This window comes from Anaeromassilibacillus sp. Marseille-P3371, assembly GCF_900169665.1.
Taxonomy (GTDB): domain Bacteria; phylum Bacillota; class Clostridia; order Oscillospirales; family Acutalibacteraceae; genus Anaeromassilibacillus.
The window spans coordinates 2303800-2319285 of sequence record NZ_LT835157.1 but is presented as its reverse complement, the minus strand read 5'-3'; the positions used below and the strand labels follow the sequence as shown (position 1 = coordinate 2319285).

Sequence of the window (15486 nt, the reverse complement as noted above, 5' to 3'; positions counted from 1 at the left end):
TAAAAAATGTTTTATCTATGGACGCTAGATACAAGAAGAAAAGAATTAGAAATATCAAGTATCACTCACGGAATCCTCGTGTTTAGCCTGTTCGTACTCTTGAGCATATGCTATTACAGAGGTGAAACAGATGATTATGATTGCAACAATACGTGAAGTTTGGGCTAACCGTCTTTTGGTAAGAGATCATGCTACGGGTCAGGAAGTGATGGTAAATACTGATTGCACGAAGTGCCTCTCGGCGGGGGATCGAGTGGGGATTTGGTACAATGGTGTGATGACCAAAAGTCTCCCACCTCAGATCTCTGCAATTCGAATTCGAAGGCTCTTTTCTTGTAAAAATTGTGTCTGTTAATCATATTGGAACTTAAAGAACTACAGGATAAGGCCTAAGAAATTATGAAGTGCATCGGACTGCAGCAAAGCAACTGTTTTTCTAATAATTTATGAAGAATCTATTCAGGATAGTCATAAGACAGTAGTTGCTTTTTGTTCCTTATGTATCCAAAACTAATTTTATAAGTGGCAAATTGAAAGGTGTACTGCATTCCATGATACTATGCAGTACACCTTTCGTCTGATTTGGAATATGTCCCTATGCCTTTCCGCAATTCGAGGCAATTGTGCTCCGGTAAGTTTCCCGAGGATGCGGCTTCCACCGAATGTGGTATGAAGGATAACGCGGCCAGGCCGACTTTCTGTCACACGGCCAATGACAGTAGCACCATCTTCTCCAGGAGTATGATGCATGGCATCCAATACGGTGGCAGCATGTTCCGGGGAAACGACAGCCAGCATACGTCCCTCGCAGGCGTTGTAAAGCGGGTCTAACCCCAAAAGCTCACAAGATGCAGCAACGCCGGGATCAACAGGAATAGATTCTTCTTCTAATTCGATCGTCCGTGGACGGTTCTCAACAAATTCATTGAGTGTTGTAGCGCTCCCGCCACGAGTAGGGTCGCGTAAAATACGCACACCACCAATTTGTAATGCCGCAGCACTGAGCGGATGGAGTGGAGAACCGTCGGAATACAGCTTGCCCTCAAAGGGGATTTCTCCCCTTGCCGTACAGCTGCACCATAGCATCCCACACTTCCATTGATTAAAACGACATCTTCCGCACGAATTGATTGATAGGATAAACCGGACACGCACGGTGAACCGATTCCAGCAGTGTTGGCATAAAGGCCGTCCCCTTTTCTACATTCAACCACCTTTGTATCGCAGTGACGATTTGTACGCTTACCTGCTTTGCAATGCCTGTAATGGATTGTACAATTTCTTTGAAATCTTTTTGAAAAACACGCCGCCGGAGAGGACTATCGGTAGTCTATCCGGGTTTAGAATGCGGCACTGCTCAATGCCATCCGGCGCAAGGCATCCATAAAACCGCGGACAATCGCAGCAGGATTTGTTTGAATCACAATGTCCCCCACAATTGCACGGAGTAGGGGACGCGTGTAAAATAGGCGAAGTCCATTTTTTCATAGAACTCCACTGGATACCATCGACCAGGAATATCGTTTTGAGCCAACGTTTTCAAAAGAGAGGCTTCCTGTCCCTCATGATGGACATATTGTGGACTGGCCAAGAGCTATAGAATTCCATCGAATAGCCGCCCGATGCTGCTAGCTTCTGGATATGCTGGCGTTTATTCAAAATGGCGAAAAAAGCTGTTTGGCTTTGTGGTGAGCAGGATGTGCCTTTGAGGGAAAGGTCTGCATTCCATAGAAGCGAGAACGCGATCCTGCCAATCTCCCGAACGGTTGCATCGCCCCAGGGAAGAAAAATTGGACGAATTGAGCCACAATGGGAAAATGTTTGATAATCTCCAATCAAAAATTCTCCACCCCAAATGGTGTCATCCGTGCCGAGGCTGGTTCCATCTCAAATCATCCCAAATGATGGTCCGGGTAGATTATGGTCCGCTAGTCAAATCCTTTTTTATTGTGTGAAACTCTGGATAAATAAAATTAGGGCTTGATTGGATACGCAGAATGTATCATAATAGTCGTAAATTGGAGGGAATTATATGAGAATTTTTGTGGTGGAGGATGAACCCGAACTGAATCATCTGCTTGTAAAACAGCTACAGGCCGCACATTATAGCGTAGACAGCTGTTTTAATGGGACGGATGCTCTGGATTATTTACGCTGTGCGGAATATGATGCGATTGTCCTGGATATTATGTTGCCAGGAATTAGCGGGCTGGAAGTGCTTCGAGAGTTACGCAGTGGCGGCGACAAGACACCCGTACTTTTGCTGACGGCTAGGGACGGAATTGAAGACCGTGTCACTGGGTTGGATGCTGGGGCAGACGATTATTTGGTAAAGCCATTTGCTTTTGATGAGCTTTTGGCTCGTCTTCGTGTAATGATTCGCCGGTTGTCAGACAGCACAAGCGATGTGTTTTCTGTGGCAGACTTGACGGTGGACTGTACGGCCCGTACTGTTCAGCGAAACGGACAAGTGGTGTCATTGTCCAGCAAAGAATTTGCTATATTAGAATATATGATTCGCAATAGCGGGATTGTACTTTCCAGGGAGAAGATCAGTCATCATATTTGGAATTACGATTATGAAGGCGGTTCTAATGTGGTGGATGTCTATATTCGGTATTTGCGTAAAAAATTGGACGATGGCTACGAGCCCAAGTTGATTCATACGGTACGTGGAGCGGGATATGTTTTGCGGGAGGACAAATGAAGCGCTTATCAATCCATTTGAAGGTGACCCTGTGGTTTACGCTGCTTATGGTGTTGCTGGTCAGCATCGTCTTGGCTTTTTTGTTTTATACGGGTGCTCAGTCGGCACTGGAAGAAACAAAGAGCCAGATGATGGATATGGTGGCCGCAGGATGGCGGGAGATTGACGCAGACGACGGGGAAATAGAAATCGATGATGATTTGGAATATTTTAAGGACGGTATCTATCTTTCGGTGTACGATGCCGGTGGTGTACCGCTTTACGGTTCTGTTCCAAGGGACTTTGACAATTCGGCAGTATTTGCTCCCGGTCAATTGCGAACCATTCCCAGTATGCAAAAAAGCTGGTATGTATATGATGAACAGAACACGATTTATGGATATGGCACTGTATGGATACGCAGCGTGTCGGCAGCGAATCAAGTAGATTCAACGATTTCGACACTCTACCGTCTGGCGCTGATTGTCCTGCCGTTTTTTGTGTTGTTTGCGGCAGTAGGCGGCTATTTCATCACACGCCGTGCTTTTCAGCCAGTGCGGCGAATCATTCAGACCGCGCGTGAAATCGGAGAAGGGAACGACCTATCTCGCCGTATTGCACTCGGCCAAGGACGGGATGAAGTTTATACCTTGGCCGCGGAGTTTGACAGTATGTTTGCGCGGTTGGAAAAGGCTTTTGAGAGGGAAAAGCAGTTTACCTCCGATGCTTCACATGAATTGCGAACGCCAACAACAGTGATTATTTCTCAGTGTGAATATGCTCTTGAGCGTGCAAAAACATTGGATGAAGCAAGGGAGGCGTTGCATGCAATTTTAAATCAAGCAGAAAAAATGGCTGTCATGATTTCTCAGCTATTAATGCTTGCACGTGCAGATAAAGCTCATGGTAAGATGCAGTTTGAAACAGTTAACCTCAGTGACTTAGCCATGATGGTTGTGGAGCAACAACAGGAGAACGCCAGTATGCGGCATATCCAATTGGAGACACATATTGAGCCCGATGTTGAGATGCAGGGCGATGAAACCATGTTGATGCGTGTGTGGATTAATTTGATTGAAAATGGAGTGAAATATGGTAGAGAAGGCGGATGGTTGCAGATAACTTTGCAAAAAAAACAAGGGCTCATCATCGGTTGTGTACAAGATAATGGTATCGGAATTGCTCCAGAAAACTTGGAAAAAGTTTGGGAGCGGTTTTGGCAGGCGGATTCCGCGCGCAGTGCCAGCGGCGCAGGACTGGGCCTTTCTATGGTAAAATGGATTGTTCAGGCACATGGAGGGAATATCCAGGTGGAGAGTGTTCTCGGCCAAGGCTCGGCTTTTACATTTTCGTTTCATGCTTAGAAAAATTAAAAAAACATACATCTTTTAATGAAGCTTTAATCTTTGCTGGATATACTGAAGACACAAAAGCAAATGAAATACATTTTGGAAAGGATGTATGATGTATGAATAGAAAGAATTTATGGATTGCAACTTCTGCCGTGATTCTTAGTTTGGCACTTTTTACCGGGTGTGGGTCGCCTGTGTCAGATACAGCGTCCAATGCTTCTGGCGCGGGAACGACGGTCGCACCAGTGGCTTCGCCCTCAAGCAATGTTTCGGCAGGAATTGCGGGTAATGCTTCAGGCGACTATATCACGGAACAAGAGGCAAAGGATCTTGCATTGAAGAACGCTGGTTTTGCTGAAGACGAAGTGCAGTTCATTCGGGCACGCCTAGATTATGATGACAATCGCGCAGAATATGACATTGAATTTGTGGTTGGCAATGAAGAATATGATTATGACATCGATGCAGTAACAGGAGAAATCCTCTCTATGGATCGAGATATTGAACATTATAATTCGTCATCGCAGGTTGCCTCACAAGCACCTGTAACCTCGGGCAAAGAAACTGCTCCGGAGAAATCGGGTAATCAATCATTTACCTCAAGTAGTACGCCTGCCAAAACGAGTTCTTCATCCGCTACAGATTCATATATTGGCGAAGATGCTGCACAGAAAATCGCTTTAGATCATGCAGGTGTCAGCAAGGACAGCGTGAAGTTTGTCTACACCCAATTGGAAAGGGATGATGGACGCTGGAAATATGAGGTAGAGTTCTATAAGGACAATACCGAATATGATTATGACATCGATGCAATTTCTGGGGATATTCTTTCGTATGACCATGATGCAGAATACTATTCCGCTCCCAGTAATTCGGGATCTTCCGGCGAAGTGTCATTGACGGCAGATGAAGCCAAGCAAATTGCATTGAAACATGCGGGTGTTACTGAAGGCGATGTACAACGGATGAAAGTAGAATTCGATCATGACCATGGTCGAATAAAGTATGAGGTGGAGTGGGACATTGGAAGAACAGAATACTCCTATGAAATTGATGCGAGTACAGGAGAAATTCTTGACTATGAAAAGGACATGGATTAATGAGTCCATGCATCATCAGAAAAATTGAGAATCTTTATATAAAGAGGCCAGGCGGTTCCATATGGAAAACCGCCTGGCCCTTTTTGTGCGAGAATATTTATTCAGGCGCTTATATATGGAATTGTTTCCTTACAAAAAAGAATATACGGGGCCTTATTCTTTCGATTATTACAAGCATTTGTGGGGCCTGTTACATATTTTAGTGTAGGACGGGGTAACCGTCGAAGGTGTATAAGGAGGATGAATCCAATGAACTGTTATGGGTGTAATTTCTCAAACCGAAATTGCCCATGTTATCCAGTAGACGATAACTATGTTGTTCAGGGCCCACAAGGAATTCCTGGTCCTCAAGGTCCACAAGGTCCCAAAGGAGAACGTGGCTCACAAGGCCCCCAAGGCCCAAAGGGGGAACCAGGGTGTCCTGGTCCGATTGGCCCTCGTGGAATGGTTGGCCCCATGGGGCCACGTGGCCCGCAAGGTGTCCGTGGAGATGCCGGCCCCAAAGGAGACCCGGGAGAGATGGGCCCCCAAGGTGTTCGGGGAAATCCAGGACCTATGGGTCCGCAAGGCGACAGAGGACCAGTTGGACCAAAGGGTGACTCCGGCATGGTTGGACCCGCTGGTCCAAAAGGTGATAAAGGTGATATGGGAGAACGAGGACCTATAGGAGCACAGGGTCCACAAGGAGAGCAGGGGCCGCAGGGAGAAACTGGTCCACAAGGCCCACAAGGTGATCGTGGGTGCCAGGGCCCGCAAGGAGAACAGGGAGAACAAGGCCCGATGGGGCCGATTGGCCCAAAAGGAGATACTGGAGCAACGGGGGCAACAGGTGCAACGGGAGCTACAGGAGAGCAGGGACCCATAGGAGCCACCGGTGCGACTGGAGCAAGCCCTACCGTTGAAGTGGGAAACGTAAGTTCCGGAGAAGAAGCATCGATAACAGCGAATGCCACAGAAACCGGGATTAGCCTGGACTTTGTAGTGCCAGTTGGAGCCACAGGAGCAACAGGTGCAACGGGAGCTACAGGAGAACAAGGTCCCATAGGAGCCACCGGTCCAACTGGAGTAAGCCCCACTGTCGAAGTGGGAAGTGTAAGTTCAGGAGAAGAAGCGTCGGTAACCGCGAATACCACAGAAACTGGGATTAGCCTGGACTTTGTAGTGCCAGTTGGAGCCACAGGAGCGACGGGAGCTACGGGAGAACAGGGACCCATAGGAGCCACCGGTCCAACTGGAGTAAGTCCCACTGTTGAAGTGGGAAGCGTAAGTTCTGGAGAAGAAGCGTCGGTAACAGCGAATGCCACAGAAACTGGGGTTAGCCTGGACTTTGTAGTGCCGGTTGGCGCAACAGGGGCGACAGGTGCAACGGGAGCTACGGGAGAACAAGGTCCCATAGGAGCCACCGGTGCAACCGGAGTAAGTCCCACTGTCGAAGTGGGAAACGTAAGTTCTGGAGAAGAAGCGTTGGTAACAGCGAATGCCACAGAAACTGGGGTTAGCCTGGACTTTGTAGTGCCGGTTGGCGCAACAGGGGCGACGGGTGCAACGGGAGCGACGGGAGCTACGGGAGAACAGGGGCCCATAGGAGTCACCGGTGCAACCGGAACAAGCCCCACTGTCGAAGTGGGAAGCGTAAGTTCTGGAGAAGAAGCGTCGGTAACAGCGAATACCACAGAAACTGGGATTAGCCTGGACTTTGTAGTGCCAGTTGGAGCCACAGGAGCGACGGGAGCTACAGGAGAACAGGGACCCATAGGAGCCACCGGTCCAACTGGAGTAAGTCCCACTGTTGAAGTGGGAAGTGTAAGTTCCGGAGAAGAAGCATCGGTAACCGCGAATACCACAGAAACTGGGGTTAGCCTGGACTTTGTAGTGCCAGTTGGAGCCACAGGAGCGACGGGAGCTACGGGAGAACAAGGCCCCATAGGAGCTACCGGTGCAACCGGAGTAAGTCCCACTGTCGAAGTGGGAAGCGTAAGTTCTGGAGAAGAAGCGTCGGTAACCGCGAATGCCACAGAAACTGGGGTTAGCCTGGACTTTGTAGTGCCGGTTGGCGCAACAGGGGCGACGGGTGCGACGGGAGCTACAGGAGAACAGGGACCCATAGGAGCCACCGGTGCAACCGGAGTAAGTCCCACTGTCGAAGTGGGAAGCGTAAGTTCTGGAGAAGAAGCGTCGGTAACAGCGAACGCCACAGAAACTGGGGTTAGCCTGGACTTTGTAGTACCAGTTGGAGCCACAGGAGCAACAGGTGCAACGGGAGCTACGGGAGAACAAGGACCCATAGGAGCCACCGGTGCAACCGGAGCAAGCCCCACTGTTGAAGTGGGAAGTGTAAGTTCCGGAGAAGAAGCGTCGGTAACAGCGAATGCCACAGAAACTGGGGTTAGCCTGGACTTTGTAGTGCCGGTTGGCGCAACGGGAGCAACAGGTGAACAGGGACCAGTTGGTGCAACTGGTCCAACCGGAGAACAAGGGGCCATCGGTCCAACTGGTGCAACCGGTTCTACTCCTACGATCATCGTTGGAAATGTTACTACTAGTACGGATGGAAAAGGGAGTGTATCGGCTTCTGATACGGAAACTGGTGTCCAACTCGATTTTGTTGTGCCACAGGGGCCAATAGGTGAAACGGGTGCTACAGGAAAAGATGGCATTTCCCCAACAATTACTGTAGAAGAAAACACGACAACAAGCTATAAAGTACGTTTTAAAACGGCCGATCAGGAGTTTGTAAGTCCAAATCTACACTCCACAATGGAATGCTATAATGTGGATTTGTCTACATCGGGTAGCTCCATTGATGTTCCTCTTCAAAGTTTATATTTAACAGCACAATATGCAGCGGCTGGCGCAATCCGTCTCTCTATTCGAGCAAAAAATGCTGCGAAACCTGTTTTGGCAGATATTCGCCGAACAAGTATCTATGATGGCCTTTCAATTGATTCACAGACCTTTAATAACACCACTATTTCTACAACGATTGTAATAGATGATATTGTTTATAGCCAATCGCAGGAAATGCATTGGACACGGATTCGGGAACAAGATCCGGATACAGGTTTGTGGTCTATGTGTGAAGTAAGGACATTTGCTTCTCAGAACGGAGCGAGGACTTCCATATGTGTTGCGTGGTATTATACAGGCGTAACTTTTAAGAAGCCCTAGAGATAAAGAAAATAGAAATTCTGCCAAGGTTCATACCTGTAAAAGCCCCAGACTACTTTTTCGAGAGCGCCTTATACGGTAGTATAAGGCGTTTCCCTTTTTATCATGATAAAGAGGAATTCTACAAGCTAGCCATAAGAAAGTATGGAACGGTACAGTCAAAACATATTTTGATTGGACCCGAAGATTCCTTCCATTGAATAGGCCATCCAGCGCCTGCATTACACATTTACTGAAACATAAAAAGGTGATCCATAGTCGGAGCACAAGAATATCGGGTTTTGTGTAGCAAAATTTTATGAATGTCACCTCTTCGAATATAGATGCATCTATGGTATACTAAAAAATAGCGTTTCGATTTGTGCTGTGGTGAGAAGCCAAGAAACAACATCCAAAGAAAATAGTCCCTACAGGAGAAAAACTGAAAGCGTGCATTATCATTGAATGGAGCCGGAACATAGGAATGGAGCCCCGTAGGAGATGGCCTTTATGGGCAGAGTTGTTCTGGTGAGCTTAGTCAAAAAAGAGGACGGTGAATCGAATGGAGGAAGAACGGCCTAATCCAGATCTGTTGCTCAAGCAGATTCAGACGGAAGAAGCGGAGGCCGCCCGAAAGATCGGAAAACTAAAAATTTTCTTTGGGTATGCAGCCGGTGTGGGAAAAACCTATGCGATGTTGGAAGCGGCACATGCAGCCAAAACAGAGGGAATTGACGTTGTAGCAGGGTATATTGAGCCGCATACACGTCCGGAAACGTTGGCGCTTTTGAATGGCTTGGAGAGTTTGCCACCTCTACTTGTTGCACATCGGGGAATCACCCTGCGGGAATTCGACTTGGATGCGACATTAAAACGAAAGCCGCAGCTTGTATTGGTCGATGAGCTGGCTCATACCAATGCGGAGGGATGCCGCCACCGAAAACGTTATCAGGATATTCAAGAGGTTTTGCGGGCCGGAATCGATGTATTTACAACGGTAAATGTCCAGCATATTGAAAGCTTAAACGACATTGTAGCTTCGATCACAGGAATTACCGTCCGAGAACGGATTCCGGACGATGTATTCGATCAGGCTGACCAAGTGGAACTCGTGGACATTGAGCCGGATGATTTGATCGAACGTTTAGAGCGAGGGAAAATCTATCAGCAAAATCAAGCACAGCGCGCACTGGGACACTTTTTTACACGCGATAATCTGGTGGCTTTACGAGAGATTGCCCTTCGTCGAACTGCGGATCGAGTCAATCGAACAGCAGAACGGGAACGCAAGGCAGCAGCCAAAGAAAAACTTCCCACAGAAGAACACATCTTGATCTGTCTGTCAAGTTCCCCATCCAATGCAAAGGTAATCCGTACAGGGGCGCGGATGGCAGAGGCGTTTCATGGAATGTTCACCGCTCTTTTTGTGGAGACACCTGGAACGCGGGAGCTTTCCGGCGAAAACCGAATGCGTTTGCGCCGAAATTTGAAGTTGGCGGAGCAGCTGGGAGCCCGTATTTCAACAGTCTATGGAGAGGATGTGCCGGCACAGATCGCAGAATACGCCAAAGCGAGCGGTATATCGAAAATTGTAATAGGCCGTTCCAACAATAAACGGACTCTGTTTAGCTGGATTCGCAATCCTCAGAGTTTGGTAGACCGGTTGACGAAATTAGCACCTTCGGTGGATATTTATGTGATTCCAGATACACCGGTAAAATATGTTCCCCCATCGCCTCGTTCTTTTCGGAAACCGCCAAAGTTCTCTGTGGTGGATTTTATGAAAACCGTAGGGATTTTGGGAGCGGTTTCGCTGTTAGGCTTGTGGTTGTTTCTATTGGGATTTAGTGAAGCAAGCATCATTGCGTTTTATATCTTGGGGGTATTGTTGATCTCATCGGTCACCAATGGCTGGGTCTATGGCGCGTCGGCTTCGGTGGTCAGCGTATTGGCGTTTAATTACTTCTTTACGGACCCACGTTTTACATTGCAAGCATATGATGCAGAGTATCCAATTACCTTTGTTGTAATGTTTATTGTCTCTTTTTTGACCAGCACCTTGACCATGCGTGTGAAAAAGCAGGCAGCATTGTCTGCATTTCAGGCGCAGCGGACAGAGGTTCTGCTAGAAACCAGCCAGAAATTGCAGCGCGCTATGAGCCGGCAGGAAATATATGAGGCCATGGCAGGTCAGTTGCTTCGTTTGTTGAATCGTACCATTATTCTTTATCCGATTGAGATACAAACAAAGGGAGGACGGCGTCTTGGGCAACCGATGCCTTTTCCGCTTGGAAATACAGATGTTTCCCCCTATTTAGCCCAAGACGAGCGCGCGGTAGCGGAGTGGGCGTTTCGGAATAGCAAACATGCCGGAGCAACGACGGATACCCTTCCCGGGGCTCGATGCCTCTATTTGGCTGTCCGCAGTCACGACGAAGTATTCGCTGTAGTCGGAATCGTAATCCCCCGTGACGACGAATTGGACGCTTTCGAAAAGAACCTATTGATTGCACTGTTGGGAGAATTTGCGCTTGCATTGGAAAAGGATCATATCAACGAAACAAAAAATCAAATATCCCTACAGGCGCAGCAGGAACAACTTCGTGCCAATTTGTTGCGCGCAATTTCACACGATCTGCGTACACCATTGACCAGCATTTCCGGGAACGCTGGAATCCTGATGGAAAATGAAAGCGTTTTAGATCGGAAAAAGAAGCGGCAACTCTATACGGATATCTATGATGATTCCATGTGGTTGATTAATCTAGTGGAGAACCTCTTATCGGTTACGCGAATCGAAAATGGCTCTATGAACATTCATGAAACTCCGGAATTGTTGGAAGAGGTTGTCCAGGAAGCCCTGCGCCATATCAATCGAAAGAAAGCAGAACATAGAATTACCTTTGAGCAGGAAGACGATTTACTCATGGCGCGTATGGATTCACGTCTTGTGATCCAAGTGATTATCAATATTGTGGACAATGCAATCAAATATACGCCTCCAGGTTCTCACATTGATATTCAGACGAAGCGCGAGGGAGAGTGGGCAGTTGTGACCATTGCCGACGATGGTCCTGGAATTGCCGATGATGTGAAAAAGCGTTTGTTCGATATGTTTTTTACTACGGATCATACCCACGGGGAAGGCCGGCGCGGATTAGGTTTGGGCCTTTCCCTTTGTAAGTCAATTATCAACGCGCATGGAGGAACAATTTCTGTACAGGATAATATCCCACGTGGAACGGTGTTCCGTTTTACATTGCATGCAGAAAAAGAATTTCACCTTGAATGATAAAAAGGAGATGATGCCATGAAAAATCAACCTTTAATATTGGTGGTCGAGGATGACCGGGCCATTCGAAGCTTGATTACTACGACGCTGGATACCCAGGGATACCGCTATCATGCGGTAGAGACGGGCGCAGCTTCTATTTTAGAGGCTGTATCCCAAAGACCGGATGTGATGATTTTGGACTTGGGGCTCCCAGACATGGATGGAGTGGACATCATCCGTAAGGTGCGCGAATGGTCCAATCTGCCGATTATAGTGGTCAGTGCACGCAGTGAGGATCAGGATAAGATCGGCGCGTTGGATGCCGGGGCAGACGATTATCTGACAAAACCGTTTAGTGTGGAGGAATTATTGGCACGTTTGCGTGTCTCTCTTCGGAGGGTGAATTATGAGCGAATGCACCAACCGGAGGAGGCGGTTTTTCGCAACGGAGGATTGGAGATCGATTATGCAGCCGGCTGTGCGAATGTAGATGGAAAAACGGTACACTTGACGCCCATTGAATATAAGCTACTGTGCCTGTTGGCAAAGAATGTTGGGAAAGTACTGACCCATAACTTTATCCTTCGGGAAATTTGGGGCAGCGCCCTCGAAACCGACACGCCTTCCCTTCGTGTGTTCATGGCAACCTTGCGAAAGAAAATCGAACGTGACCCTTCACAGCCGAAGTATATCCAGACGCATATCGGAGTGGGATACCGGATGCTTCGTATCAGCGAAGAATCCCCTGCCGATGAGACAGCGCAATCATAGCGGTTTAAGATGTTATATTTATAATGGGTGTAGGTCCCGACGTTTGTCGGGGCCACATTGTTTTTTGGCAGTTAAAAAACGGTTGATAGACTTGCAAATGAAAAGATATATCTGGTATTCGTAATCAATTTGTGTTAAAATCTCTTTCAGAGAGGATGAGGCACATGACGAACCGGCAGACAAAAATTTTGGAGATCGTAACAGAGCACAACCGCATTGAGGTGGCAAAACTGGCACAGCTTTTGCAAGTATCCCAGGTCACCACCCGCAAGGATTTGGATCAACTGGAGGCCAAAGGCCTGATTAAACGGGAACATGGTTACGCGCTTCTATGTTCGAACGATGACATCAATAACCGTCTTGCCTATCACTACGAGTTAAAGCGCCGGATTGCACAGGCCGCTGCTAGCCTCGTCCGAGACGGAGAAACGGTGATGATCGAGTCTGGCTCTTGTTGCGCCTTGCTTGCGGATGAGCTTTGTACACGCAAGCGCGATGTGACCATTGTGACCAATTCCGCTTTTATTGCGGGATATGTCCGGCGATTGCCCACAGCAAAGATCATTCTTTTGGGGGGAGACTACCAAAATGAATCCCAGGTGATGGTGGGGCCGGTTGCCCGCCAATGTGCACGGAACTTTTTTGTTGAGAAGCTTTTTATCGGGGCGGATGGTTTCCGAAAGGAGAGCGGTTTCACAGGTAACGATCTTTTGCGTGCAGAGACCGTGCGGGATATGGCTGGACAGGCGGACAAGGTGATTGTGTTGACGGAATCCAGTAAGTTTTCGAGGCAGGGGGTAGTCACACTTTTGCCAACCAAACAAGTTGCAATGGTTCAGACGGATGACGCAATCCCAAAAGACGCAGAGGATTTTCTCCAGCTCCAAAGAATTGAAGTTCGTAAGGTTCCTGGAGAAGAGTCGAATGAGGAGAATAACTGAAAAATGCGCCCCCAATATGGCTCGTGCCATGTTGGGGGCGCTTCTCTGTAATTTATAGAAAAGAAAGCTGTATGGGAAGGGGACTGTAAGACCTACATAGGATGCAAAACCTGAAAGTCAGAAATAACAGTCAAAGCCATTCTTCACAAAAATATCGCGAAATGCTGTTAAATCAGATTCATGTAGCGCAGAAATTCCACGTAGCTGATAATTCCTATTTAAAAAGTCATACTTTCGCTCTCCAAATTGATGGAATGGCAAAAGGTTGATCCGTTTGGCGCCAAGGGGTCTGAGAACTGCACAAAAACCTTCTGCATCTTCTAACGAACTATTGACGCCTGGAATCACCGGAATTCGAACGATTACATCCTTTCCCGCTTGTAGAGCTGTTTTCAAATTCTGAAGAATTTGATCGTTGGGAACCCCGGTTGCCGCGAGATGCTTTTGACAGTCATACTGTTTGCAATCAAATAAATAGAGATCGATATCCGGCATCAGCCGATGAAATACAGAGGCAGGAGCAAAACCAGTCGTTTCGATGGCCGTGGAAATCCCTTCTTGTTTGAGGCGGTGTAACAATTCAGCGGCAAAGTCGGCCTGCATCATTGGTTCCCCGCCCGAAAGAGTGACTCCTCCACCGGAACCTTCATAAAAAACACGGTCCTGTAGACAGATACGGGTCACCTCGTCGACGCTTTTCCATTCCCCCTCCAGGGTGAGAGCTTCCTGGGGACACTTAGCCACACAAGTGCCACAACCGATGCAGCGTTTAAGATCAAAATGGATACAATTCTTTTCCGAATGAAATTGGATGGCGCCCTGTGGGCATGCCTGAATACATTGTTGGCAACGTATACATTTTGATAGATCCCAAAGAATTTGCGGCTTCTGAGCTTGTGATTCGGGATTGGAACACCAGCCGCAGTGCAGCGGGCAACCCTTAAAAAAAACCGTCGTGCGGATGCCGGGCCCATCGTTGGTGCTGAATTTCTGAATATTAAAAATACAGCCTTTACTTTCCATAAAAGTTCCCCCTTTGTCCTCTTGATTATAGCAAATCAAGGACAATTTGTAAAGAAAAACAGAACTGTTTGAATCAAAAGCACTTACGAATGTAAATTATGTATTGACATTTGAAGGCGCAGTGTTATAATATAGGTGTAACAAAAACGGAATGGCCGCAGATGCATTCTGTGGCAGAAAGGGGCATTCGAAATGGAACAGTACACAATCGGCGTGGATGTTGGCGGGACGAAAATTGCGTACGGTTTATTCGATGGAGAGCAAAACTTGGTGGCTCGAAAAAAGGTCCCATCGGACCCAGAGTTGGAAGCGGGGCCGTTTTTTGATGCACTGGCAAAGGACATTTGGGCTCTTATACAGGAACACAATCTAAAAGCGGAACAGATGAGGGGAATCGGAATTGGGATGCCATCCTACATCTTGTTTGAAGAAGGAAAAATTATCAAAACAACCAATTTGACAAAAATCCACGATTTTCCGGCCCGTGAATACCTAATGAAGCAACTCAATGGGATGCGGGTTATTCTGGATAACGATACGCATGTTGCAGCATTGGCAGAGCATAAAAAAGGGGCTGGACGGGGTTTTCAGCACATGGTGTATTGTGCAGTTAGCACTGGAATTGCCAGCGGTATTATCATCAATAATCAGCTCTTCCGCGGCCGGTATGGTTGGGCTGGAGAGACGGGCCATATGCTGATTACACCTGGAAAAGGTATTGAGTGTGGTTGCCGGAACAAAGGATGCTTCATGTCGTACTGTTCAGGGTCGATGATTGTCAAACACATCCGCAATCGAATTGCCGCGGGAGAACAGACGTTGATGACGGAATTAGCGGGTAGCCCTGAGCAGATCACCGCTGTACATATCCAGCAGGCTTTCGATCTTGGGGACTCCATGGCGAAATGGGCCGTAGAACAGATGGCACAATATTTAGCAGTTTGGCTTTATAATCTATACCAGGTGCTAAACATCAATTGTTTTGTCTTTGGAGGCGGCCTGGTCCATTTTGGAGACCGCTTGTTCCCACGCATTCGGGAGTTGTTTGATCAATATAACGGCAATGATTTGCCAGTATATTTCAAATTCGCCGAGTTGGGGGACAATTTTGGAATCATTGGCGCAGCAGAGCTGCTGTTTTCTTAATGATTTTTATCAGTTGTTCCATCTAGATTTATATGGATGATATAGG

The 15486-nt window shown here is 47.5% G+C and carries 10 protein-coding genes and 1 pseudogene; 8 read left to right on the top strand and 3 right to left on the bottom strand.

The window, feature by feature from the left end:
- Positions 1 to 516 precede the first annotated feature (516 nt).
- Together B9Y59_RS09645 and B9Y59_RS15280 are read right to left on the bottom strand one after the other, a co-directional pair.
- Positions 517 to 1086 carry a HypE family hydrogenase expression/formation protein gene (locus B9Y59_RS09645; RefSeq protein ID WP_085533155.1) on the bottom strand — a complete coding sequence of 190 codons (570 nt, stop codon included), beginning with the start codon at positions 1084 to 1086 and terminating at the stop codon, positions 517 to 519.
- A gap of 453 nt (positions 1087 to 1539) precedes the next feature.
- A pseudogene (locus tag B9Y59_RS15280) lies at positions 1540 to 1875 on the bottom strand (Kae1-like domain-containing protein); the annotation flags it as partial.
- Positions 1876 to 2032: 157 nt separating this feature from the next.
- Here B9Y59_RS15280 and B9Y59_RS09635 point away from each other — a divergent pair.
- From B9Y59_RS09635 to B9Y59_RS09605, 7 genes are all read left to right on the top strand, one after another.
- Positions 2033 to 2707 (top strand): response regulator transcription factor, encoded by a 675-nt coding sequence (locus B9Y59_RS09635; RefSeq protein ID WP_054324320.1) that lies wholly within the window; start codon positions 2033 to 2035, stop codon positions 2705 to 2707.
- Positions 2704 to 4050 carry a sensor histidine kinase gene (locus B9Y59_RS09630; RefSeq protein WP_085533151.1) on the top strand — a complete coding sequence of 449 codons (1347 nt, stop codon included), beginning with the start codon at positions 2704 to 2706 and terminating at the stop codon, positions 4048 to 4050. Before B9Y59_RS09635 ends, B9Y59_RS09630 begins: the two co-directional genes overlap by 4 nt.
- 104 nt (positions 4051 to 4154) lie before the next feature.
- Complete coding sequence (locus B9Y59_RS09625) at positions 4155 to 5138, top strand: PepSY domain-containing protein (RefSeq protein ID WP_085533149.1); 984 nt, start codon at positions 4155 to 4157, stop codon at positions 5136 to 5138.
- 780 nt (positions 5139 to 5918) lie between these two features.
- Entirely contained in the window at positions 5919 to 8306 is a 2388-nt protein-coding gene (locus B9Y59_RS09620; protein WP_242967394.1) for a collagen-like domain-containing protein, read from the top strand.
- Between the two features lie 541 nt (positions 8307 to 8847).
- On the top strand, positions 8848 to 11577 hold the full coding sequence (locus B9Y59_RS09615) for a sensor histidine kinase (RefSeq protein WP_085533145.1): 2730 nt from the start codon (positions 8848 to 8850) through the stop codon (positions 11575 to 11577).
- An 18-nt stretch (positions 11578 to 11595) separates the two neighbouring features.
- Positions 11596 to 12330: a response regulator gene (locus B9Y59_RS09610; protein WP_085533143.1), complete on the top strand. Its 735-nt coding sequence runs from the start codon at positions 11596 to 11598 to the stop codon at positions 12328 to 12330.
- Between the two features lie 164 nt (positions 12331 to 12494).
- Positions 12495 to 13271 (top strand): DeoR/GlpR family DNA-binding transcription regulator, encoded by a 777-nt coding sequence (locus B9Y59_RS09605; protein ID WP_085533141.1) that lies wholly within the window; start codon positions 12495 to 12497, stop codon positions 13269 to 13271.
- 117 nt (positions 13272 to 13388) lie between these two features.
- Here B9Y59_RS09605 and B9Y59_RS09600 read toward each other — a convergent pair whose 3' ends face one another.
- Complete coding sequence (locus B9Y59_RS09600) at positions 13389 to 14294, bottom strand: glycyl-radical enzyme activating protein (RefSeq protein ID WP_085533139.1); 906 nt, start codon at positions 14292 to 14294, stop codon at positions 13389 to 13391.
- 192 nt (positions 14295 to 14486) lie between these two features.
- Between B9Y59_RS09600 and B9Y59_RS09595 the strand changes: the two genes are divergently transcribed.
- Positions 14487 to 15440, top strand: coding sequence for an ROK family protein (locus B9Y59_RS09595; RefSeq protein WP_085533137.1), 954 nt, complete (start codon positions 14487 to 14489; stop codon positions 15438 to 15440).
- Positions 15441 to 15486: the final 46 nt, after the last annotated feature.